Genomic DNA, 21065 nt, shown 5'->3' on the forward strand with positions numbered 1-21065 from the left:
CAGATGTCACGGCAGGCTGACGCGGCGGTATCAGGCTTTGGTTCAGAAGCTGAACTGGTCGCCCAGATACAGGCGGCGGACGTCGCGGTTTTCGACGATCGCCTGCGGGCTCCCCTGGGTCAGAACCCGTCCCGCGTGCATGATGTAGGCGCGGTCGATCAGGCCGAGCGTTTCGCGCACGTTGTGATCGGTAATGAGGACGCCGATGCCGCGGGCGGTAAGATGGCGAACGAGACCCTGAATGTCGGCGACCGCGATCGGATCGACGCCGGCGAAGGGCTCGTCGAGCAGCATGAAAGTCGGTTTGGAGGCCAGTGCCCTGGCGATTTCGCAGCGCCGCCGCTCGCCGCCCGACAGCGAGGTCGAGGCCTGTTTGCGAAGATGCGAGATGTGAAACTCCTCGAGGAGTTCGTCGAGCTCGGCCTCTCGGGCTTTCCTGTCGGGCTGGGCGACCTCGAGAACCGCGCGGATATTGTCTTCGACCGACAGGCCGCGAAAGATCGAGGCCTCCTGGGGGAGATAGCCGATGCCGAGGCGCGCGCGCCGGTACATCGGCACCTTGGTGATGTCGTGACCGTCGAGGGAGATGCGCCCGGAATCGACCGGGACAAGGCCCGTGATCATGTAGAAGCAGGTGGTCTTGCCGGCGCCGTTCGGTCCGAGCAGGCCGACGGCCTCGCCACGGTTCACCTCCATTCCGACGTCATCGACGACGCGCCGGCCACGATAGGTCTTGGTCAGCCCCTCGGCAACGAGGGTTCCGTCGACCCGCGCGGATCGTGTCGCAACCTCGTCGGGCTTCGAGATAACATTCACGCCTCGAACCTCATTTTCGCATGGTCCCGAACGGCCGGCGGCCTCTTGGATGAGCGTCGTATCGCACATCTAACGGCGCGAGTGCCGTGATCCAAGCGCGCATTGCGCGATCGGTTCGGGTTTTGCACGTATCGCGCCGCCACGATGGAAGGCTCGGCACGAGATCCGCTCGAGGTCGTGCCGGACATGGGCCGGGAAGATCGCAACTACTGCGATTGGCCGCCGCCGCTTTGTCCGGGCGTCAGCATCAGTTTGACTCGGCCCGAGCCGGCGCCCTTGCCGCAAGACGAGCTGTCGAGCTTGGCAACGCCGGTATCCATCGAGATGGTCAGCCGGCACCCTTCGGCGACGTTGTCACCCTGGGTGAGAACGACGTTGCCGGTCATGGTGACGAGCTTTCTCGCCATCTCGAAATTCGCCGCATTGGCGGTCGCGACCTGATCGGCCGACTTCACATAGACGTTGTTGGTCGCTTCCAGCCGCTCGATCTGGCTGGAGCCGCCCGGCAGCGATCCGGGAGCCGACTGGGCGGATGACGCGTTGCCGGACTGGCCGCCGGAGCCTTTGCCATTGCGCTTGTAGTAGACGATCAGCTTGCCGGAATTCAGCTGGACGTTGCCCTGCTTGACCGAGACGTTGCCGGTGAAGGTTGCGACCGAGTTGCGATCGTCGACATCGAGCTGGTTGGCTTCGATGGCGATCGGCTTGTCGGCACGAAGCTGGAGCCCGGTGAAGGTCTGGGTGGCTCCGCCGCCTGTCTGGGCGAGAGCCGCAGAACTGGTGACGGTCAGCATGCCGAGGCAAAAGGCGGCATTACGAAAAATCTGAGAAGTCATGCTCCGTCACTCTTTCGACTGGAAGGCGGAAGTCTCGCTCTTCAGCGAGGCGGGATTGATCAGCATTTTCACGCGGCCGCCGAAGGACAGAAGCTTGCCGCTGTCAGAGACCTTCAAACTCTGGGACTCGATGGTCTGGGTGCCGGATTTGATCACAACCGGCCCCTGGCCGTTCATCGTCCCGGAGGTCAGATCGATGTCTGCTCCGGCAAGCTGGACCGAAACGCCGTTGGTCGTCTTGACGGAAATGCCCTTCGTGAGTTGCAGCATGCCCGACGTCGCGTCGTAATAGCCGGCATCGGCGCGGATATCGGCTGTCGCGTCGTCGCTGATCGCGACTTTCGCCTGGATGGCATCGAGCGAGATGCCGCCACCGTCGAGAGACTGCACCGCGCGCGTTGCGATCAGCTGATAGGGCCGGTTCTTGCTGTCGACGCCGGACATCCGCGGATCCTGCATGACGACGCTTCCGTCATCGATCGACGCGCTGGTCACGGAAACGTTGTCGGTTACGCTGCGCGCCAGCCAGATGAGCGCGAAACCGCCGATCATGATGATCGCAGCCAGAGCCGGCAGGGCGATCTTGAGGACCCGGACGATTTTCGTGTGACGGTCGGCGCGCGCGAACTCGGCGCGACGATCGGCCGAATTGACCGACGTGCCGCTGTCGCCTAGCCGTCGCAGGTCGAGATCAACCGTCTGTAATGTCAAGAAAACCTCTCATCGCACAGGCCCGAGCGAAGATCCGAACCGCTCGCTGAGCCGGTCGCGAAACTCGGAAGGGTTGCGTCTCATAGCATCGACGACCGTCATTGACGACAGTCTATAGCCCGAGCAGGGCAGATCGTCGCACCATGATCGTCGTTGTGCTTTACGTTCGATTGCGGTTTCGGCTTCACAGCCGCTGCCGATTTCGTTAGGCGACAATCCGAGGTCTTAGCACGGAGCGCGCAATGGTCAATGTGGCCGCAGATCTGATCGACCGTCGGCGGCTGAGGCGCAGGCTGAGCTTTTGGCGGATCGTCGCGGTCACGATCGCGGTTGTTGCGCTCATCGCAGCACCGTTCCTGCTCGGCTATCCGCAAGCGCTAAGCACCCAGCATTCGGACCAGATTGCCCGCGTGTCGATCGAGGGCATGATCCTGGAGGACCAGAAGCTTCTCGACATGCTCGGCGCGCTCAGGAACGAGGCCAACGTCAAGGCCGTCGTCCTGCGGATCGATTCGCCGGGGGGCACCACAGCCGGCGGTGAATCGATCTACGAGGCCGTCCGTGCGATCGCCGAGAAAAAGCCGGTCGTCGCCGAAGTCGGCACGCTCGCCGCATCCGCCGGATACATGATCGCCGCAGGTTCCGATCACATCGTCGCCCGGCGAACGTCGATCGTCGGGTCGATCGGTGTGCTGTTCCAGTACGTCAACGCCGAAAAGCTGCTCGATACGGTCGGCGTCGAGGTGAACGCGATCAAGTCGTCGCCGCTGAAAGCCGAGCCTTCGCCGTTCGGCCCGCCGCCGCCGGGTGCCGAGGACATGATCCGGCGGCTGGTGATGGACACCTATGACTGGTTCGTCGGTCTCGTCGCCGAGCGCCGCAAGATCCCGCTCGCCGAGGCAAGGCGGCTTGCGGACGGATCGATCTATACCGGTCACCAGGGCATCGATCTCAAGCTCGTCGACGAGATCGGCGGCGAGAAGGCCGTTCGGCGCTGGCTCGAACAGGACCGGAAGATTCCGGCCGGGCTGAAATTCGTCGATCGCAAGCCGGAGGAGAGCTCGTCCTTTTCGCTGCTCGCATCGGCCCGTTCGCTCGCCTACTCGGTGGTTGGTCTCGATCCGAGGGCCGAATCCCTTGAATCGGCGCTCCTGATGAAGACGGGCCGTCTTGACGGGCTCGTGTCGCTCTGGCAGCCTTTCAGTAGCCGTGCAAATGTTCAGTGAAGCCTCGGAAATTGATGAGGATTTTGCGAATTGGGTGCGAACGTCGCGACAAGCTCAGACTTCGCTCGCCTGGGTCGTTTTGAATTAAGGGATATCGCACATGATCAAGTCCGAGCTCGTTCAGGCGATCGCCAACCGCAACCCGCATCTCTACCAGCGGGACGTGGAAACGATCGTCAACGCCATTTTCGACGAGATCACTGAAGCGCTTTCCGACTCCAATCGGGTCGAGCTGCGCGGCTTTGGCGCCTTTTCGGTGAAGAATCGCCCGCCGCGTTCCGGCCGCAACCCGCGCACCGGGGAGGCCGTGTCGGTCGAGGAGAAGTGGGTGCCGTTCTTCAAGGCCGGCAAGGAACTTCGCGAACGGCTCAACGCCAAATAGGCCGCTCGTCAATCCGCGCGCCGCGAGCAATTTGCCGGAGCCGATCCTGTTGGCGGCGTTGACGCCGGGCCGGCTTCTGCCATCTAATGGCGCAGACCTGAAATTCAGGTTCGAGAGTTTGCTCCGGGCGATGATCCCCGGGGTTTGATAGGCCGCGAGCGGCCGATAGAGACGACCCTGGACGAAGCCATAATGATCGCCAAAATCGTTTCCGCCATCATCCTCGTGCCGATCGCGATCGTGCTCGTCGTGTTCATGGTCGTGAACCGCGGAGACGTCGCCGTCAGTCTCGATCCGTTCGGCACCATCCCTCAGCTGACCTTCGATGCGAGACTGTCGATCCTTTTGATGTGCGCGGTCATCTTCGGTGTCGTGCTCGGGGGGATCGGCACGTTCCTCACCCAGGCCCACCATCGCCGTGCGTCCTACAAGCGCAAGCACGAGATCGAGCGGTTGCAGCGTGAGTCCGACAAGAAGGACGAGCGCATCCGCATGCTCGAGGAGGATCGCGCCGCGTCGGCCAGTGGTGCCTCGTCGCGAGCGATGGTTCCGGCCGCACGAGCCGCCTGATCGCCGCTGCCGGCGCCATATGCAGCCTTGGTGAGAGCCGTTTGTCGACCGCTTGTTCCGGTCCAGTCAGTTGGCAGTCATCCACGGGTCGAGCAGCTGAACGTGAGTGGCTTGAAACGTGAGTGGCTCAAGATATGAGCGGCGCTGGACCCGCTGCCGAAAAAAAAGACCGGGAGCCCCGTCTTAAGACCCCCGGTCGAGCGGCCACAGTGGAAGGGACGGGACACTGCGACCGTTTCAGAACCGCCATATGCAAAATCTAAGACGGCTGGCGGCGGAGAGGACGAGCACCGCTTGGGTCGCTCGATCCGTTCCATGACGATCACAATCGCAAGTGACGGCTGAACGTCGCCGGAAGCCCGCATTCATTTTCCGTTCATACTGTTGTTCCACGAGAGAGTTCGTTTCGGCGACCTTTCGGCGGCCTGAAACGAAGTCGAATATCGGGCCGTGGCCGCGACTTTCGCCGATACGCTTTTTGAACGCTCCAATCTCCTGGTTTTAAGGACGCAGCGTCTCGCAGTTTGCAGAGCGAAAGCCGTCCTGTGCGTCTCCGGGCGGGCGCGCTTGCCGCCAATGGCCGTCCACCAGCAACCATCAAATTTTTTCTTCCGCCGACAATTGGTCCTCTTGAACGGGCGAAAAGGCGCCACCAAATCGGGAGCGCGGCCGCTGGAAAGGGCCGCAACGGCCGAAGCAACGCCAATCGGGTTGCTTGATCGGTCATACGCGAAACTGTTGCTTCCAATGGAGAACATCATGCGTCATGTTGACTTTGCCCCCCTCTACCGTTCCACCGTCGGCTTCGATCGGCTGGTGTCCATGCTCGATGGCCTGTCGCAGCCCGACAGCGGCCAGACCTATCCGCCCTACAACATCGAGCGGACTGGCGAGAACGACTATCGCATCACCATGGCCGTCGCCGGCTTCGACGAGACCGAACTTTCGATCGAGTCGCGTGAGAACACGCTGACCGTGACGGGTGAAAAGGCCGAGAAGGAAGACGGGTCGTCCGAGACCCTCTATCGGGGCATTGCCGGCCGTGCGTTCGAGCGCCGCTTTCAGCTCGCCGAGCATGTCGAGGTGAAGGGCGCGAGCCTCAAGAACGGCCTCCTGCACATCGATCTCGTCCGGGTGATCCCCGAGGCGATGAAGCCGCGCAAGATCGAAATCGCGACGGCTGCCGGCAACGGCAACGAGAAGCAGATCGAGGCCGCCGCGGCCTGAGGGCTCGGCCAGGGCCTGAGGCCCTTGCCTCGAACATTGGCGTGCCGCAGCGCGGCAGGCTGCTTGGCGATCGATACGACGCCCCCGGTTTTCCGGGGGCGTTTTTGTTTTGGGCAATGCCTGCCGACCTCTCGAAGCGTCCTGCCCGGCGGAGCGCTGCAACTGGTACGCTTCCTGCTTTCCATATCGGAAGGCGGCGAAAAGCGCGTCAGTATCGACCCGAAGCCCGGTCTTGATCGGCGGAGATCCGATGCGTCGATCCAAAGAGTTCGCATGTCCGTCGCGCATGCGGCAGGATAGACGTCACTCGATGTCATGGAAGCCGGCCGCAGCAAACTGAGAAAAAGAGAGGCGAGATGAGCGAAAAGACGGCAACGCCGGTGGGCACCTTGATCTATTCGCTGGAAGATGTGCCACCGCCCGGGCCGAGCGCTCTCGCCGCTTTCCAGCACATTCTGGCGGCGATCGTCGGCATCGTCACGCCGACGCTGATCATCGGCGGCGTTCTCGGCCTCGGCTCCGAGGTGCCTTATCTCATCGCCATGTCGCTTTTCGTTTCGGGCGTCGCCACCTTCATCCAGTGCCGCCGCATCGGACCTGTGGGGTCGGGTCTCCTCAGCCTCCAGGGCACGAGCTTTGCCTTTCTCGGCGCCGTTCTCGCGGCCGGTTTCGCGGTGAAGGGCCGGGGCGGAACGCCGCAGGATATTCTTGCGATGATCTTCGGCCTCTGCCTCGTCGGCTGTCTCGTCGAGATCGTCCTGTCGCAATTCATCGGCAAGCTCGGGCGAATCATCACCCCGACGGTCACGGGCATCGTCATCACCATCATCGGCCTGTCGCTGGTGAAGGTCGGCTTCACCGACTTTGCCGGCGGCGCGACGGCCGGCGAAAGCCTCGGGGATCCGATCAATCTCCTGCTCGGCTTTTTCGTCGTCGCGGTCATTCTCGTTCTGTCGTTCCACGGAAATCCGATGATCCGGATCTCTGCGATCATGCTCGGGCTGGTCGCTGGTTTTGTCCTGGCGCTCGTACTCGGCAAGGTGGATTTTTCGAATTTCGGATCGGGTCCGGTCTTCGCCCTGCCGATGCCCGCGCGCTACGGCTTCGACTTCGACCTCGCGCTGTTCCTGCCGATCGCCTTCATCTATCTGATTACCGCGATCGAGACGACGGGCGACCTGACCGCCAATTCGGTCATTGCCGGCGAGCCGGTGAAGGGGGATCTCTATCTCTCGCGCATCAAGGGCGGCGTCCTCGCCGACGGCATCAATTCGGGGCTGGCAGCGCTGTTCAACACCTTCCCGAACACGACGTTTTCCCAGAACAACGGCGTCATCCAGATGACCGGCGTCGCCAGCCGCCACGTCGGCTACTACATTGCCGGCTTTCTCGTCGTTCTGGGCTTCCTGCCGATCATCGGCAGCACGTTCCTGCTCCTGCCCAAGCCCGTTCTCGGCGGCGCGACGCTGGTTCTCTTCGGCACCATCGCCGTTGCGGGGATCCGCATTCTCGCCACCGAGGAGATCGACCGGCGCAAGGCCTATATCATGGCGGTCTCCTTCGGCCTCGGCCTCGGCGTGACCCTCGTGCCGGACGCAACGCAGCAGTTGCCGGACTTTGTGCGTCAGGTCTTCGCGACGCCGATCACCCTGTCGGGCCTGTCCGCGATCCTGCTGACGCTTCTCATCCCCGAAAAGGCCGAACATCCTGCCCCCGCCGGCTCATCGAGCGAAGGCGCGGTGCCGGCGGCGTGAGCGGGTGCGCCGTTCGTCGTTGGGATTCCTGGGGGCATGAGGTCAGTGGACGGGCAACAGCCCGTCAGCGGGTCTTCGGCCGCCGGTAGCGGATCGTCTCGAACCGCATGGTGAGGAGATCGACCATCAGGAGCTTGCCGATCAACGTGTCTCCGATGCCGCAGATCAGCTTGATCGCCTCATTGGCCGCGAGCGTGCCGAGAACGCCCGTGGTCGTGCCGAGGATGCCGGCCTCGGCGCAACTGGGCACGACGCCGGGGGGAGGGGCCTCTGGAAACAGGTCCCGGTAGCGCGGGTTTTCGCGTCCGTCCGCGTCGCGCCCGTGCGGCGCAAGGACGGTGAGGGAACCGGAAAAGCGCTGCACGGCAGCGGTGACGAGCGGAATTTCCGCCGCTTCGCACAGATCCGCCATCAGGTAGCGCGTCGCGAAATTGTCCGAGCCGTCGATGACGAGATCATAGGGCGCGACGATCGCCTTGCCGTTCTCCGCGCCAAGCCGAACCGGGTGTTCGACGAATTCGACATGGGGGTTGATGGCGGCAACGCTCTTCCTGGCACTCGCAAGTTTCGGGCGGCCGACATCGGGCGTTCCATGAAGCAGCTGTCGCTGCAGATTGGACAGCGACACCACGTCGTCGTCCGCCATGCCGATCGTTCCAACGCCGGCAGCCGCGAGATAGAGGGCAACCGGCGAACCAAGGCCTCCGGCGCCGATGACGAGGACGCGCGCGCGCTTCAGGGCCTGCTGGCCGGCGCCGCCGACTTCGGGCAGGACGATGTGGCGGGCATAGCGCTCGATCTCCGACGGTGAGAGTGTCGTGTCGCTCATGGCGTCATCTTTCGCTTGTCGAGGCGACGCTGATCATGTCCGCTCGTCCGGCCAGCGCTTCGAAGAGCGCGGCGTCCGTCCCGGTCATGAAGGCCTGAACGCCGAGTAAGGCGACCAGATCGAACAGTGCCGCCCGCCGGCCGGGGTCGAGATGGGCCGCCACCTCGTCGAGAAGAAGAATCGGCCGGAAACCGGAGAGCTGGGCGACGAGCTGGGCATGGGCGAGGACGAGCCCGATCAGAAGCGCCTTCTGTTCTCCCGTCGATGCGAGCGCGGCCGGCATGTTCTTTGCCGCGAAATAGACCGCGAGATCGGCGCGATGGGCGCCTTCGCGTGTCCGCCCCGCCGCACGGTCGATGCCGCGCGAGCGTCGAAGGGCAAGGCGCACCTCCTCTTCGGTCTCGACGGCGGCGGTCGAGAAATCGGCGAGCTCGTAGCCCGACGAGAGCTCGAGCCGAGCGGCAGGAAAAGGACTGGCGCTGGCGGCCTCCGCGATCTTCGCCGTCAGCATGCGGGTGAGTTCGCGCCGCGCGATCGCCATGGCGACGCCGAGTTCGGCCATCTGTGCCTCGAGACCGGACAGCCAGACATCGTCCATGCGATCCTCTGACAGAAGGCGGTTGCGCGAGCGCATCGCCCGCTCATAGTCGCTGGCGCGGCGGCCATGGGCGGGATCGACGGCCAGCACCATTCGGTCGAGAAAGCGGCGGCGGTCACCGGCCGGACCCGTGAAGAGGCCATCCATGGCCGGCGTCAGCCAGAGGACACGGCAGACCTCCAGTAATTCGTCGGCGGTTCTGGCGACGGTTTTGTCGATCCGCAGGTGCCGTGAGGCCGGGGCGCCGCCCGGTGGCGGCAGCCGCGATTCGACCAGTGTCGCGGTTTCGTTGGAGACGATGCCCGCCCGCACGAGAAAGCCGCCGCTGCCGCCCTGCCGTGCCATCTCGCCATAGGTCGCGCGGCGAATGCCGCGGCCGGGCGAGAGGAGAGACAGGGCCTCGAGAAGGTTCGTCTTGCCGGCGCCGTTATTGCCGTGAAACACGACGAAGCCGCTTTCGAAGGCGAGGTCCAAGACGGAATAATTGCGGAAGTCACCGACGCGAAGCGTCTCCACCCGAGACGATGGCAGCGATCCCGGCGCATGCGCGTCTCGTGGCGGCTCCAGGGTCGCGGGCAGCTTCGCCGGCTCGCTCACACACGCATCGGCATCAGGACGTAGAGCGTGGTCTCGTCGCCTCCGTCCCTGATCAAGGTCGGCGAGCCAGGGTCGGCCAGCATGAAGACCGCGCTTTCGCCGGAGAGCTGGCTGGTGATGTCGAGGAGATAACGGGCGTTGAAGCCGATCTCGATGTCGTCGGACCCGTATTCGACGGCCAGTTCCTCCGTCGCGGTTCCGCTGTCCGGCGAATTGACGGTCAGCGTCAACTGGTCGGGCGACAGCGACAGCTTCACGGCCCGGCCGCGCTCGGAGGAAATGGTCGAGACGCGGTCGACGGCGTTGGAAAAGGTCTGCCGGTCGAGCGTCAGGGCCTTGTCGTTGTTCTGCGGGATGACGCGCTGGTAGTCCGGGAAGGTCCCGTCGATCAGCTTGGAGGTCATCACGACCTCGCCGATGGTGAAGCGGATCTTCGAATCCGACAGCTCCACCGCGATCGTCGCGTCGTCGTCGCAGTCACCGAGGAGCTTCTGGACTTCGCCGACGGTCTTGCGCGGGACGATGATGCCCGGCATGCCCTCAGAGCCGGCCGGCGCCTTCACCTCGGCGCGGGCGAGACGGTGGCCGTCGGTGGCGACGGCCCGCAGCGCCAGGTCGCCATCGGCATCCATCGTGTGGAGGTAGATGCCGTTCAGATAATAGCGGGTCTCCTCGGTCGAGATCGCGAACTGGGTGCGCTCGATCAACCGCAGAAGGTCGGCGGCCGTCAGCGAGAAGCTGTGGCTGAGGCTGCCGGCGGTGATGTCGGGAAAATCGGCTTCGGGAAGGCACTGCAGCCGGAAGTTGGAACGGCCGGAGGAGACCGTCATCTGAGTCCCCTCGCCATTCGTCGAAAGCTTGACTTCCGAACCCTCGGGAAGCTTCCGGACGATGTCGTAGAGGAGATGGGCGGGGACCGTCGTCGCGCCGGCCTCTTCACCCATGGCCGCGACGTTTTCGGTGATCTCGATGTCGAGATCGGTCGCCTTCAGCCGCATGCCCTGGTCCTCGGTTCGCACCAGGACGTTGGACAGGATCGGAATCGTGTTGCGCCGCTCGACCACGCGGTGGACGTGCGACAGCGACTTCAGGAGATTCGAACGCTCGATGATGATACGCATGAGGTCTGCCGTTCCATAGGGTCCCGGCGCCAACTGACGGCATGGCCGGGACCAACGTTCTTAGAGGCAAGCTGCCGACTTGAAAAGACCGGAGCGGCCGGAACGCGGCCCGAAGTCGAGCATCGCGCCGGCCGCCTTGCGCCAGTCGGGGTCAGGCCGCTCTTCGGCCGGACCCTTATTCCTCGATCATGCGGCGGATCAGGTCGAGCTCGTTGGAGAAGTTCTCGTCCTTGGATCGCTCGCCCTCGATCTTGCGCACGGCGTGCAGCACCGTCGTGTGATCACGACCGCCGAACCGCCTGCCGATCTCCGGCAGGGAGCGGGGCGTCATGGTCTTGGCGAGATACATGGCGATCTGCCTCGGCCGCACGATCGTCTTGGTCCGCCGTGCCGACAGGAGGTCGGTCCGCGTCACGTTATAGTGGCGGGAGACGAACTTGAGGATGTCTTCGATCCGCACCCGCCGCTCGACATTGGCACGGGTCAGCTGATTGAGGAGATCCTCAAGATGCTCGTCCGAAAGCGGCTGTCCGAGCGAATGGCGAAAGGCGATCTGGTTGAAGGCCCCCTCGAGATCGCGGCCGGAACCGGCAACCCGCCGCGCGATGGTGTCGATCATGTGATCTGGCATCGAGAAGCTCTGATCCTCGGCGCGCATCGCATCCGCCCGGCTTTCGAGGATCTGCTTGCGCATCGGATAATCCGGCACGCCGATTTCCAGCGTGATGCCGTTGGCGAGGCGCGAGCGCACCCTCGGATCGAGGGATTCCAGATCCGTCGCCGGCCGGTCGGCGGCGCAGATCACCTGCTTGGCCGAATCGATCAGGGCATTGAGGAGGTGGCAGAATTCCTGCTGGATCGACTTGCCCTGCAGGAACTGGGTGTCGTCGATGATGAGGATGTCGATGCCGCGCAGGGTCTCCTTCAGATCGAGCGCCCGGTTGTCGCGGATGGCGGCGGCGAAGCGCCACATGAAATATTCCGCCGTCAGATAAACGACCCGTGGCTGGTCGGCGCGGCGCACCGCGGCGTTGGCAATCGCCTGGAGGAGGTGAGTCTTGCCGAGGCCGACGGAGGCATGGACGAAGAGCGGGTTGAAGCGAACCGAGCCGGGCCCGTTCTCCGCGATCGCCTTGGCGGCGGCCAGCGCCACCCGGTTCGACGAGCCTTCGACGAAGCTGTCGAAGACGTAGCGCGGATCGAGCGGCGAGCCGAAATCCGGCGAGCCGGAGACGGCCAGCGGCGCGTCCGCGGGATCGGACTGCGCGGCGGCGGCCTTTTCGACGATCCGCGCCTCATTGGTGGAAAGGGCGGCGGCATTTTCCGCCCGCCCGCCGATTCGGCTCGAACGGATGGTGACGCCGCCACCGCGTACGGCCGAGCGGACGGCGATGTCGACGCGCAGATTGCCGGGAACTTCGGCGGCGAAGATCTCGGTCAGGAGCTCTTGATAGTGCGACTGGATCCAGGAACGCAGAAAGGCGGTCGGCACGGATACCTGACAGACCCCCTTGCCGAGGCTGTCCAGCTTCATGCGCTGAAACCAGCTCATATAGATATCCTGGCCAAGCTGAGCCTTGAGACGCGATTTCACGCGCTCGATCACCTCAGCCGAATTGCCGTCGCCACCTGTCATGTCAGCCCCGTGTTCGCCGCAATTCCCGCCCGGCGCCCTCATGGCGCCGCTTCTTGTCGTCCGCATCATGTCTTTTGCCGGAAAACTCGCTCGAATCATCTCTGGATCCATGGAAGGTCCTCTGCTTTCCACCCTGCAATACGGCCCCGATGGCCATTTTCGTCGGGTGAGCCCTCAAATCCGTCCACGACGTTGAAGCAGTGCTCGAAGCCCGCCGCCGTCAAAGCTTTCGCCGCGGCGATCGAGCGGACGCCCGACCGGCAGAGCAGGAAGAGCGGACTGGCGCGGTCACCGCTTGCCTCGGTCACGGCCTTCGTCACGCGCTCGGCAAAGCCCGGATCGACGGTCATCGAAGGAAATGTCTGCCATTCGGCGAGTATCGGTGCCTTTCCGATGGGCGAGAGATCGGGGAGACCGACATAGGTCCACTCCGCGATCGTTCTGACGTCGATGAGGACTGCGGCAGGGTCGTCAGACAGGTTCGCCCAGCATTGTCGGACGGTCACGTCGCCTTCATAGCCTTGGGCCATTGAACTTCCCCACAGTCAATAACACAGAAGTATCGAGCCGGCTGCCTAAGAAGCCGGCACTCACTCTGTCTCTATTTTTTGATTGAGACGCAGATTCTAGAAGACTGTCGCTGCGCAAGAGACTCGCGGACATCTCGAAGCTTGATCATAAGCTTTGGATAAGTCCACTTGTCCCCGCACTTCGTCCGTCTCCGCTCTTGTCATGACCAGAAGTTACGAAACCGCGGCGGTCGGAGCAAGCCGCGTTGAACGGATTCGCGAGGTCAGCCTGGCGCAATGTTGCGACTCCGTCATCACCGGCACCGGACGAGTTCTCCGCAACCCCTTGGAGTCGTGCGGTTTGCGCCAAAGCAATCATTCTGACGCAGTCGCAAAAGAATAAATTTTGCAAATTTTGTGACAGCCTACTTGACTCAATGACTTGAGGGAATTTGGTTAGCCGGCAATCTCAACAAGTTCAGTGACCTCTTGTAAGATGCTGATTTTACAAAATTTTCTGTGGCGGTTTCCAGTGTCGAGCGAAATTGTGACGATCTGCCGCCTTTTGGCATCGAATCGTAATTTTCCGTCACAAAAGCAAAAAGCCCGGCGCATGGCCGGGCTTTCCACATGTAGAATGCGAGACTCGAATTCAGGCGTCTTGAAGACCCGGAATCAGGCTTCGCCGATCGCCTTCAGGCGATGGGAGAGGCGCGAGATCTTCCGCGAGACCGTGTTGCGGTGGAAGACGCCCTTGGAGGCTGCGCGACGCATTTCCGGCTCTGCAACGCGGAAGGCTGCGGTCGCGGCTTCCTTGTCGCCGACGGCGATCGCTTCCTCGACCTTTCGCAGGAAGGTGCGAACCCGCGAGCGGCGGGCACCGTTGATGGCCGTGCGGCGAGCGATCTTGCGCGTCGCCTTCTTGGCCGAAGGAGTGTTGGCCATTTTCGTCTCTCTTTCCTAGTCGGACAACGCCGCGCCGGCTTTCGCAACAGGATTGCGGCAGCGCAAAACAACAGGCGGCGCCCCGAAGACGCCGCCAAGTGGCGCGACTTATAAGCAGAGGTGGCTGCGGCGTCAACATCCGGTGGTCATGATCGGCACGGCTTTCAGGCGTCCACATCAAGGCGCAGTCGCAGGCGGCACGCGACACCGGGCATCTGGGCGCGGTCGCAGAATGCGAGCCTCACCAAAGAATCAGCGGTTCTTGAACTGCGGCGAGCGTTTCTGGACGAAGGCTTCCATTCCCTCGCTCTGATCCTCGGTGGCAAACAGGGAGTGAAACACCCGGCGCTCGAACCGCAGCCCTTCCGCCAGCGGGACCTCGAAGGCACGGCCCACCGCCTCCTTGGCCAGCATCACGGCCGGCAGGGAGAATTCGGCGATCTTGTCGGCGGTGCGCAGCGCCTCCTCGAGCAGATCGGTCGCCGGCACGATCCTTGCCACGAGCCCGCAGCGCTCGGCCTCCTGAACATCCATCAGCCGGCCGGTGAGGACGAGGTCCATCGTCTTGGCCTTGCCGATCGACCGGGCGAGCCGCTGTGTGCCGCCCATGCCGGGAATGACGCCGAGAGTGATTTCGGGCTGGCCGAATTTCGCATTGTCCGCGGCGATCACGATATCGCACATCAGTGCGACCTCGCATCCGCCGCCGAGCGCGTAGCCGGCGACGGCGGCGATCGTCGGTTTGCGGAAGTTGCCGAGATCCTCCCATTCGCCCCACAGATCCACCATCAGCGCGGCGGGATAGTCCATGCTCTGCATGTCCTTGATGTCGGCGCCGGCGGCGAACGCCTTTTCCGAGCCGGTCAGGACCACGGCGCCGATCTTGGCATCGGCCTGGAAGGCCTTCAGCGCCTCGACGATCTCGCGCATCATCTGCTGGTTCAAGGCGTTCATCGCCTTGGGCCGGTTGAAGGTCACGAGCCCGACGCGGCCGCGGGTTTCAACCTTGATGGTATCGTAGGACATGGGCGCTCCACCGGATCGTTCGACGTCGGGTGTCCGACGTGGTTTTCGTCATGCTTGGACGATCGGACCCATGAACGCAATATGACCAGGAGGCGCATCGCGCGCGCCTATCGCTGGCAGACCGGGCAGAAGAAGGTCGAACGTCCGGACTGGACGAGCCGCTTGACGATCCCGCGGCAGTTCGGACGCGGGCAGGGCGCGTCTTCCCGGTCGTAGACGGAGAAGGAATGCTGGAAATAGCCAAGCGAGCCATCGGCCTGGCGGTAATCCCTGAGCGACGAGCCGCCGGCGGCAATGGCGTCGGCGATGGTCTCGCGGATGTGATGAGCAAGGTCGACGAGGCGGCGCGTCGGTGTGCCCTTCGCCGTCACCAGCGTCCCGGCCGCCCGGCGCGGCGAGAGCTTCGCCCGCCAGAGTGCCTCGCAGACATAGATGTTGCCGAGGCCCGCGATGATCTTCTGGTCGAGGAGAACAGCCTTCAGCGGCGCGGCACGGCCGGCAAAGAGAGGCGCCAGCGCGTCCGCCGACAAGGCGTTGCCGGTCGGTTCGATGCCGAGGCCGCGAAAATGCGGGTGGGTCTCGAATTCGCTCCGCTCGATCAGGCTCATATAGCCAAAGCGTCTGGGATCGTTGAAGATCACCGAGACCGGCGCCCCCGAGGCGGCCGTGAGATCGAAGCGGACATGATCGTGCAGCCGGGCTGTCGAGCGGGCATGGACGAAGACGCCCGGCGTACTCTCGCCGCTCTCGCTTTCGATCCGGAACGATCCGGACATGCCGAGATGCATGGCGAGAAGCGTGCCGCCCTCGATGTCGGCGATGAGATATTTCGCCCGCCGCCCGAGGCCCTCGATGCGGCGGCCGGCGAGGCGCTCGGCGAAATTTTCCGGCAGCGGGAAGCGAAGGTCCGGCCGGGCGGCGACCAGCCGCTCGACGCGTGCGCCCGTCATGACGGGTTCGAGGCCGCGTCTCACGGTCTCCACCTCTGGTAATTCCGGCATTTTCGCTTAAGTCCTTCGCTCGAGTGGCGACACTCGCCCGTTCCGCCTTGCGCGGGGCGTCGAAGCCGCCGGGCCTCCCGCATTCCTCGCTCGTCGATGTCGAATGACGGGGCATTTCGCAATATCCGCATCGAACCGGTGCGTTTCAATGTAAGGTCAGAAGTCATGTCGCAGTCGCGCGTCACCGCAGCCGAAGCCATGGAGACCGCCTACGGCTTTTCGACCGTAGAAGGCGGGCCCGAGAAGCAGGAGCGGGTGAACGCCGTTTTTCATCGTGTGGCCGAGCGTTACGACGTCATGAACGATCTGATGTCGGGCGGAATGCACCGCGCGTGGAAGGCGGCGATGGTCGCCTGGCTGAGCCCGCCCCACCGGTTCGAATATCGCTTCGTCGACGTTGCCGGCGGCACCGGCGATGTCGCCTTCCGGATCGTCGAGGCCACACGGCAGCGCGCGCAAGGCACCGTCGTCGATATCAACGCGTCCATGCTGGGCGTTGGAGCCGAACGGGCGATCAAGCGGAAGCTCGGCGAGAACCTCACATTTCTGGAGGGTAATGCCGAGGCGTTGCCTTTGCCCGACAATCACTTCGACGCCTACACGATTGCATTCGGCATCCGCAACGTGCCGCGAATCGGCAAGGCGCTCGAGGAGGCGTTGCGCGTCCTCAAGCCCGGCGGGCGGTTCCTGTGCCTCGAATTTTCCGAGGTCGAGATTCCGGGGCTCGACAAGGTCTACGATGCGTGGTCGTTCCGCGCCATTCCGCGAATCGGGGAAATCGTGGCGAAGGATCGCGAGTCCTACGAGTATCTGGTCGAATCGATCCGCCGCTTCCCCAACCAGGCGAACTTTGCCGCAACGATCCGGCAGGCTGGCTTCGAGCGGGTCGATTACCGCAACCTGTCAGGTGGAATTGCGGCCATTCATTCGGGATGGAAGCTTTGAGGGCATGATCGGGAACACGGCAGCGGCTATCCCGATGCGATCATGCGATAAAAACAGGAGGGGCGGTGCCTCGCGACACGTCGCGGACGCAGCGCACGTCCTCCGGGCCGAGCAAAGAAATCCGTGACAAATCCAGTAACCGGGACTTTTGCGCTGTTGAGGGCTGCCTTCGTGTTGGCACGCGAAGGCGTTGTCGGGGCGTTTCCCACCGAAGGCATGCCGCCGGCAGCGCTCATGCTGCATCGCCTGGCGCGGCTCATGGAACGCCGCTCGGCCAAGGACCGGGCGCGGCGTGACCGGCTGTCACAGGCGCTCCATCGGCTCGGTCCGTCCTATGTGAAACTCGGCCAGTTCCTGGCAACGCGTCCCGACATCGTCGGCGCCGACATCGCCAGCGAACTCGGTGCGCTGCAGGACAAGGTGCCACCCTTTCCCCGCGAACAGGCGGTCGCGGAGATCGAAGCGACCCTTGGCCGGCCGATCGACGATCTTTTCCTCGATCTCGGCGAAGTGGTCGGCGCCGCATCGATCGCGCAGGTCTACAAGGCGCGCATCCGCAACGCCGACGGCAGCGAGCGGGTGGCGGCCGTCAAGGTCATCCGGCCGGGCATCCGCGGGCGGTTCAACCGCGAACTGTCCACCTTCGCCTTCATCGCCGAGTTTCTGGAGCGTTTCGTCGCGTCCTCGCGACGCTTGCGGCCGGTCGCCGTCGTCGAAACGCTGGCCCAGTCCACCCGCATCGAGATGGATCTGCGGCTCGAGGCGGCCGCGTCCTCGGAAATGGCCGAGAACGTCGCCCGCGACAAAGGCTTCCGCGTGCCGTCGATCGACTGGGAGCGCACCGGCCGCGACGTCATCACCATGGAGTGGATCGACGGGATCAAGCTCTCCGACGTCTCGGCGGTGATCGCCGCGGGCCACGACATCAAGAAGATCGGCGTCACCGTCGTCCAGTCCTTCCTGCAACATGCGATGCGCGACGGCTTCTTCCACGCCGACATGCATCAGGGAAACCTGTTCATCGCGCCGGACGGCGCCATCGTCGCCGTCGATCTCGGCATCGTCGGGCGGCTCAGCCGCGATTCAAAGCGCTTTCTGGCCGAAATTCTCTACGGCTTCATCAAACGCGACTACCTCCGGGTGGCGGAGGTGCATTTCGAAGCGGGCTACGTGCCGCGCAACCAGGACGTGGCGAGCTTTGCCCAGGCGCTGCGGGCGATCGGCGAGCCGATCTACGGCCAGCCGGCCGAGACGATCTCGATGGGGCATCTCCTGTCGCTGCTTTTCGAGGTCACCCAGCTGTTCGAGATGCAGACGCGGCCCGAACTCGTCCTCCTCCAGAAGACCATGGTCGTCGTCGAGGGGGTCGCGCGGACCTTCGACCCGAAGTTCAACATGTGGGTCGCTGCCGAGCCGGTCGTTTCGGGCTACATCATGGCCGAGCTCGGACCGGCCGCGAAATTCGAGGAGGCGCGCGAAGGCATCGAGGCGGGGCTGAAGCTGCTGCGCAAGGCGCCGGAGCTCGCCATCGGCCTCGAAGTTCTCAGCCGCGAACTGCCCGAGCTGATCGAGAACGGCATCCGGCTGAACGACGACACGCTCTACGACCTCGTCCAGGACGGCAAGGCGAGCATCATTCTCGGCCATGTCGAACGCTGGGTCATCGCCGGGGCGCTGGTGACGATCGCCTGCGCGCTGGTCTTCGGGTAATGGCTGCGGGCCTGCCCGCGTTGCCCGGCCGCGTGGCTGCGGCTACATAAGGCGAGAGACGGTCGAGCCCGGCGGAGGAAGCAATGGCGAGCCTCACCATCGAAAATCTGGACGACGACGTGATGCGCCAACTGGAAGCGCGCGCGGCCGAGCACGGGCGTTCGCCGGAGGAAGAGGCGCGGGCGCTGATTTCAGATCGTGCACCTCGCGTGATGCCCCCTACACGACCCGTCATGTCGGACGAGAAAAAAGTGAAACTGAAGCGAGCGATCGAAAGGATCGAATCCGGCGAGGGTATCTCGGACCTCGGGACAGCTTTAGGCGAGCCGGCCTTGGTGGGGCTGCCTGTGCGCACACCCACCGAACAGAAGCGCGTCTATGAGGCCTTGTCCGCCCTGAGCGTGGAACATTCAGGAGAGCCATTCGACCAGAAGGCTTTCACCGACGAGCTGTGGAGTTTTGTCGAGTGATGGTCCTCGACACGTCGGCGGTCGTCTCAGTCATTCTTTCAGAGGACGATGCCGAACAAATAAAGGGAGCTCTTTCGGTGAGTGAGGTTTCGGTGATATCGGCACCAACGCTCCTCGAATCCCGCATCGTGCTAGGGGCACGAATTGGCGCATCCGCCAAGGCGAAACTCGACGCATTCATGAGCGCCGCGAACGTCGGGATCATGGATTTCACCGAAGGACAGTCCGACATCGCCGCCGAGGCCTGGCGGCGCTATGGCCGTGGCTCTGGCAGTTCGGCGAAACTGAATTTCGGCGACTGCTTTTCCTACGCGCTTGCCCGCTCGCTCGACGCGCCTTTGCTGTTCAAGGGCGACGATTTCGCGGCAACCGACGTGACGGCGGCGCTTCTACCATGAGCGCTCTTGCCGGAAAGCGGCTGCTCCTGATCATTGGCGGCGGGATCGCGGCCTACAAGTGCCTCGATCTGATCCGCCGGTTGCGCGAGCGAGGCGCAAGTGTCACACCGGTGATGACGAGGGCCGCCGCCGAATTCGTGACGCCGCTTTCCGTCGGCGCGCTCGCGGCGACGAAGGTCTTCTGCGATCTCTTCGACCGCGAGGACGAGCAGGATGTCGGCCACATCCGGCTGGCGCGCGAGCACGATCTGATCATCGTCGCGCCGGCGACGGCCGATCGCATGGCGCGGCTTGCCGGCGGCCTCGCTGACGATCTGGCGGGCGCGATCCTGCTCGCGGCGCGCACCCCGATCCTGATGGCACCCGCGATGAACCCCGCCATGTGGGATCATCCCGCCACCCGGCGCAATCACTTGCGGCTCATCGAGGACGGCGTGCACTTCGTCGGGCCGGCCAAGGGCGAGATGGCGGAAAAAGGCGAGGCGGGCACGGGCCGCATGGCCGAGCCCTTAGAAATCGTCGCGAAAGCCGAAGCCATTCTCGCGCCCTCCGGCCGGCCGCTCGAGGGGCTGACGGCGATCGTCACCTCCGGCCCGACCCATGAGCCGATCGATCCCGTCCGTTACATCGCCAATCGCTCCTCCGGCCGTCAGGGCCATGCGATCGCCGCGGCGCTCGCCGAAGCTGGTGCGTTGGTGACGCTGGTTTCAGGCCCGGTGTCTCTGCCCGATCCGAAGGGCGTCCTCGTCGTTCATGTGGAGACGGCCGCCGACATGCTGGCGGCGGTCGAGGCGGCGCTGCCGGCCGACATCGCCGTCTTCGTCGCCGCCGTCGCGGACTGGCGCGTTGCGGCAGAGAGCGACCGCAAGATCAAGAAGACCGGCGACGGACCGCCGCCGCTCGCCCTTGCCGAAAATCCGGACATCCTCGCCACCATCGGCCACCACGACCAGCGCCCCGGCCTCGTCGTCGGATTTGCCGCCGAGACCGACGATCTTCTGGCGAACGCCCGAAAGAAACTGGCAAACAAGGGCGCCGATGCGATCCTCGCCAATGACGTGTCGCCGTCCGGCGGCGTTATGGGCGGGGCTGAAAACACCATTCGCCTCGTCACCGCAGACGGCGTCGAGGACTGGCCGAAGCTTGCCAAGGAGGCCGCCGCAAAGAGGCTCACGGCCTGGATCGCGGCAAAGCTTGCTGGCCGGGCAGGGACATGACGGGACAGGCGATGGAAGAGAGCGTGAGGGTCCGGGTCAAGCAGCTTGCCGAGGCGGGCGACGCTGCGCTGCCCGCTTATGCCAGCGACGGGGCGGCCGGAGCGGATCTGCGCGCGGCTCTTCATGAGCCGCTCGTACTGACGCCCGGCGCGCGGGCGCTGGTGCCGACCGGTCTCGCCGTGGAACTGCCGGCCGGCTACGAGATGCAGATCCGCCCACGATCGGGGCTTGCCGCCAAGCACGGCGTCACCGTCCTCAACAGTCCCGGCACCATCGACAGCGACTATCGCGGCGAGGTGAAGGTGCTGTTGATCAATCTGGGAAGCGAGTCCGTGACGATCTCGTCCGGCGAGCGCATCGCCCAGGCGGTGATTGCACCGGTGACGAAGGCAGCGTTCGTCTTTGTCGATACGCTGTCGGGAACGCAGCGCGGCGAGGGAGGCTTTGGCTCGACCGGCCGCGATTGAGCCGGCGCAGAGCGACCGGCGGCAAGAAGGCTGTCAATGCGGGGCGTTGCCCGCATCGACGACCATGGCAGATG

22 protein-coding genes are annotated in these 21065 nt (G+C 64.1%); 11 read left to right on the forward strand and 11 right to left on the reverse strand.

Translation table 11 applies throughout. The features are described from left to right. Nucleotides 1-42: 42 nt before the first annotated feature. The 3 genes from lptB to lptC all read right to left on the reverse strand — a co-directional run bounded on the left by lptB (nt 43) and on the right by lptC (nt 2363). Nucleotides 43-816, reverse strand: a complete 774-nt coding sequence (gene lptB, locus J6595_RS10155) for an LPS export ABC transporter ATP-binding protein (protein WP_342453150.1) — start codon at nt 814-816, stop codon at nt 43-45. A gap of 206 nt (nt 817-1022) precedes the next feature. Then, nucleotides 1023-1652, reverse strand: a complete 630-nt coding sequence (locus J6595_RS10160; protein ID WP_209594355.1) for an LptA/OstA family protein — start codon at nt 1650-1652, stop codon at nt 1023-1025. 6 nt (nt 1653-1658) lie between these two features. Beyond that, nucleotides 1659-2363: an LPS export ABC transporter periplasmic protein LptC gene (gene lptC, locus J6595_RS10165; RefSeq protein ID WP_209594356.1), complete on the reverse strand. Its 705-nt coding sequence runs from the start codon at nt 2361-2363 to the stop codon at nt 1659-1661. A 242-nt stretch (nt 2364-2605) separates the two neighbouring features. Between lptC and sppA the strand changes: the two genes are divergently transcribed. From sppA to J6595_RS10190, 5 genes are all read left to right on the forward strand, one after another. After that, on the forward strand, nt 2606-3589 hold the full coding sequence (sppA, locus tag J6595_RS10170; protein WP_209594357.1) for a signal peptide peptidase SppA: 984 nt from the start codon (nt 2606-2608) through the stop codon (nt 3587-3589). A gap of 100 nt (nt 3590-3689) precedes the next feature. Continuing rightward, nucleotides 3690-3971 (forward strand): integration host factor subunit beta, encoded by a 282-nt coding sequence (locus J6595_RS10175; protein WP_209594358.1) that lies wholly within the window; start codon nt 3690-3692, stop codon nt 3969-3971. Nucleotides 3972-4163: 192 nt separating this feature from the next. Further along, nucleotides 4164-4541 carry a LapA family protein gene (locus tag J6595_RS10180; protein WP_209594359.1) on the forward strand — a complete coding sequence of 126 codons (378 nt, stop codon included), beginning with the start codon at nt 4164-4166 and terminating at the stop codon, nt 4539-4541. A 759-nt stretch (nt 4542-5300) separates the two neighbouring features. Then, a complete protein-coding gene (locus J6595_RS10185; RefSeq protein ID WP_209594360.1) occupies nt 5301-5768 on the forward strand; it encodes an Hsp20 family protein in 468 nt (155 codons plus the stop codon). A gap of 356 nt (nt 5769-6124) precedes the next feature. Continuing rightward, on the forward strand, nt 6125-7522 hold the full coding sequence (locus J6595_RS10190; RefSeq protein ID WP_209594361.1) for a uracil-xanthine permease family protein: 1398 nt from the start codon (nt 6125-6127) through the stop codon (nt 7520-7522). A gap of 64 nt (nt 7523-7586) precedes the next feature. Here the strand turns inward: J6595_RS10190 and J6595_RS10195 are convergent, their stop codons facing one another. From J6595_RS10195 to mutM, 8 genes are all read right to left on the reverse strand, one after another. Beyond that, entirely contained in the window at nt 7587-8351 is a 765-nt protein-coding gene (locus J6595_RS10195) for a HesA/MoeB/ThiF family protein (protein ID WP_209594362.1), read from the reverse strand. 4 nt (nt 8352-8355) lie between these two features. Beyond that, nucleotides 8356-9516: a DNA replication/repair protein RecF gene (gene recF / locus J6595_RS10200; RefSeq protein WP_425342140.1), complete on the reverse strand. Its 1161-nt coding sequence runs from the start codon at nt 9514-9516 to the stop codon at nt 8356-8358. A 26-nt stretch (nt 9517-9542) separates the two neighbouring features. Then, nucleotides 9543-10667: a DNA polymerase III subunit beta gene (gene dnaN, locus J6595_RS10205; protein ID WP_209594363.1), complete on the reverse strand. Its 1125-nt coding sequence runs from the start codon at nt 10665-10667 to the stop codon at nt 9543-9545. 175 nt (nt 10668-10842) lie between these two features. Further along, a complete protein-coding gene (gene dnaA / locus J6595_RS10210) occupies nt 10843-12303 on the reverse strand; it encodes a chromosomal replication initiator protein DnaA (protein WP_245197990.1) in 1461 nt (486 codons plus the stop codon). A 95-nt stretch (nt 12304-12398) separates the two neighbouring features. Continuing rightward, nucleotides 12399-12833 (reverse strand): rhodanese-like domain-containing protein, encoded by a 435-nt coding sequence (locus J6595_RS10215; RefSeq protein ID WP_209594365.1) that lies wholly within the window; start codon nt 12831-12833, stop codon nt 12399-12401. A 654-nt stretch (nt 12834-13487) separates the two neighbouring features. Continuing rightward, a complete protein-coding gene (rpsT, locus tag J6595_RS10220; RefSeq protein ID WP_209594366.1) occupies nt 13488-13757 on the reverse strand; it encodes a 30S ribosomal protein S20 in 270 nt (89 codons plus the stop codon). Between the two features lie 252 nt (nt 13758-14009). Beyond that, a complete protein-coding gene (locus tag J6595_RS10225; protein WP_209594367.1) occupies nt 14010-14783 on the reverse strand; it encodes an enoyl-CoA hydratase in 774 nt (257 codons plus the stop codon). 107 nt (nt 14784-14890) lie between these two features. Continuing rightward, a complete protein-coding gene (gene mutM / locus J6595_RS10230) occupies nt 14891-15784 on the reverse strand; it encodes a bifunctional DNA-formamidopyrimidine glycosylase/DNA-(apurinic or apyrimidinic site) lyase (RefSeq protein WP_209594368.1) in 894 nt (297 codons plus the stop codon). A 165-nt stretch (nt 15785-15949) separates the two neighbouring features. Between mutM and ubiE the strand changes: the two genes are divergently transcribed. The 6 genes from ubiE (at nt 15950) to dut (ending at nt 20991) form a co-directional block, all read left to right on the forward strand. After that, a complete protein-coding gene (ubiE, locus tag J6595_RS10235; RefSeq protein ID WP_209594369.1) occupies nt 15950-16729 on the forward strand; it encodes a bifunctional demethylmenaquinone methyltransferase/2-methoxy-6-polyprenyl-1,4-benzoquinol methylase UbiE in 780 nt (259 codons plus the stop codon). 123 nt (nt 16730-16852) lie between these two features. Continuing rightward, nucleotides 16853-18439 (forward strand): 2-polyprenylphenol 6-hydroxylase, encoded by a 1587-nt coding sequence (gene ubiB / locus J6595_RS10240; RefSeq protein ID WP_209594370.1) that lies wholly within the window; start codon nt 16853-16855, stop codon nt 18437-18439. Between the two features lie 83 nt (nt 18440-18522). Beyond that, the gene (locus J6595_RS10245; protein WP_209594371.1) at nt 18523-18909 is read left to right on the forward strand and encodes a FitA-like ribbon-helix-helix domain-containing protein; all 387 of its coding nucleotides are present in this window, start codon (nt 18523-18525) and stop codon (nt 18907-18909) included. Next, nucleotides 18909-19307, forward strand: coding sequence for a type II toxin-antitoxin system VapC family toxin (locus tag J6595_RS10250; protein WP_209594372.1), 399 nt, complete (start codon nt 18909-18911; stop codon nt 19305-19307). The genes J6595_RS10245 and J6595_RS10250 overlap by 1 nt, the downstream gene beginning before the upstream one ends. Next, entirely contained in the window at nt 19304-20524 is a 1221-nt protein-coding gene (gene coaBC, locus J6595_RS10255) for a bifunctional phosphopantothenoylcysteine decarboxylase/phosphopantothenate--cysteine ligase CoaBC (RefSeq protein ID WP_209594373.1), read from the forward strand. The genes J6595_RS10250 and coaBC overlap by 4 nt, the downstream gene beginning before the upstream one ends. A gap of 11 nt (nt 20525-20535) precedes the next feature. After that, on the forward strand, nt 20536-20991 hold the full coding sequence (dut, locus tag J6595_RS10260; RefSeq protein ID WP_209594374.1) for a dUTP diphosphatase: 456 nt from the start codon (nt 20536-20538) through the stop codon (nt 20989-20991). The last annotated feature ends 74 nt before the right edge of the window (nt 20992-21065 follow it).

Origin of the sequence: Jiella mangrovi (assembly GCF_017815135.1) — a bacterium.
Classification (GTDB): domain Bacteria; phylum Pseudomonadota; class Alphaproteobacteria; order Rhizobiales; family Rhizobiaceae; genus Jiella; species Jiella mangrovi.

What these genes read in the sequence shown, in the direction of transcription:
- J6595_RS10180 (WP_209594359.1), top strand. Translation starts at nt 4,164, where the DNA reads ATGATCGCCAAAATCGTTTCCGCCATCATCCTCGTGCCGATCGCGATC.
- coaBC (WP_209594373.1), top strand. Translation starts at nt 19,304, where the DNA reads ATGAGCGCTCTTGCCGGAAAGCGGCTGCTCCTGATCATTGGCGGCGGG.
- J6595_RS10185 (WP_209594360.1), top strand. Translation starts at nt 5,301, where the DNA reads ATGCGTCATGTTGACTTTGCCCCCCTCTACCGTTCCACCGTCGGCTTC.
- ubiE (WP_209594369.1), top strand. Translation starts at nt 15,950, where the DNA reads ATGTCGCAGTCGCGCGTCACCGCAGCCGAAGCCATGGAGACCGCCTAC.
- J6595_RS10250 (WP_209594372.1), top strand. Translation starts at nt 18,909, where the DNA reads ATGGTCCTCGACACGTCGGCGGTCGTCTCAGTCATTCTTTCAGAGGAC.
- J6595_RS10195 (WP_209594362.1), bottom strand. Translation starts at nt 8,351, where the DNA reads ATGAGCGACACGACACTCTCACCGTCGGAGATCGAGCGCTATGCCCGC.
- rpsT (WP_209594366.1), bottom strand. Translation starts at nt 13,757, where the DNA reads ATGGCCAACACTCCTTCGGCCAAGAAGGCGACGCGCAAGATCGCTCGC.
- J6595_RS10175 (WP_209594358.1), top strand. Translation starts at nt 3,690, where the DNA reads ATGATCAAGTCCGAGCTCGTTCAGGCGATCGCCAACCGCAACCCGCAT.
- J6595_RS10225 (WP_209594367.1), bottom strand. Translation starts at nt 14,783, where the DNA reads ATGTCCTACGATACCATCAAGGTTGAAACCCGCGGCCGCGTCGGGCTC.
- dnaA (WP_245197990.1), bottom strand. Translation starts at nt 12,303, where the DNA reads ATGACAGGTGGCGACGGCAATTCGGCTGAGGTGATCGAGCGCGTGAAA.
- sppA (WP_209594357.1), top strand. Translation starts at nt 2,606, where the DNA reads ATGGTCAATGTGGCCGCAGATCTGATCGACCGTCGGCGGCTGAGGCGC.
- mutM (WP_209594368.1), bottom strand. Translation starts at nt 15,784, where the DNA reads ATGCCGGAATTACCAGAGGTGGAGACCGTGAGACGCGGCCTCGAACCC.
- J6595_RS10245 (WP_209594371.1), top strand. Translation starts at nt 18,523, where the DNA reads ATGGCGAGCCTCACCATCGAAAATCTGGACGACGACGTGATGCGCCAA.
- dut (WP_209594374.1), top strand. Translation starts at nt 20,536, where the DNA reads ATGGAAGAGAGCGTGAGGGTCCGGGTCAAGCAGCTTGCCGAGGCGGGC.
- J6595_RS10160 (WP_209594355.1), bottom strand. Translation starts at nt 1,652, where the DNA reads ATGACTTCTCAGATTTTTCGTAATGCCGCCTTTTGCCTCGGCATGCTG.
- J6595_RS10190 (WP_209594361.1), top strand. Translation starts at nt 6,125, where the DNA reads ATGAGCGAAAAGACGGCAACGCCGGTGGGCACCTTGATCTATTCGCTG.
- J6595_RS10215 (WP_209594365.1), bottom strand. Translation starts at nt 12,833, where the DNA reads ATGGCCCAAGGCTATGAAGGCGACGTGACCGTCCGACAATGCTGGGCG.
- dnaN (WP_209594363.1), bottom strand. Translation starts at nt 10,667, where the DNA reads ATGCGTATCATCATCGAGCGTTCGAATCTCCTGAAGTCGCTGTCGCAC.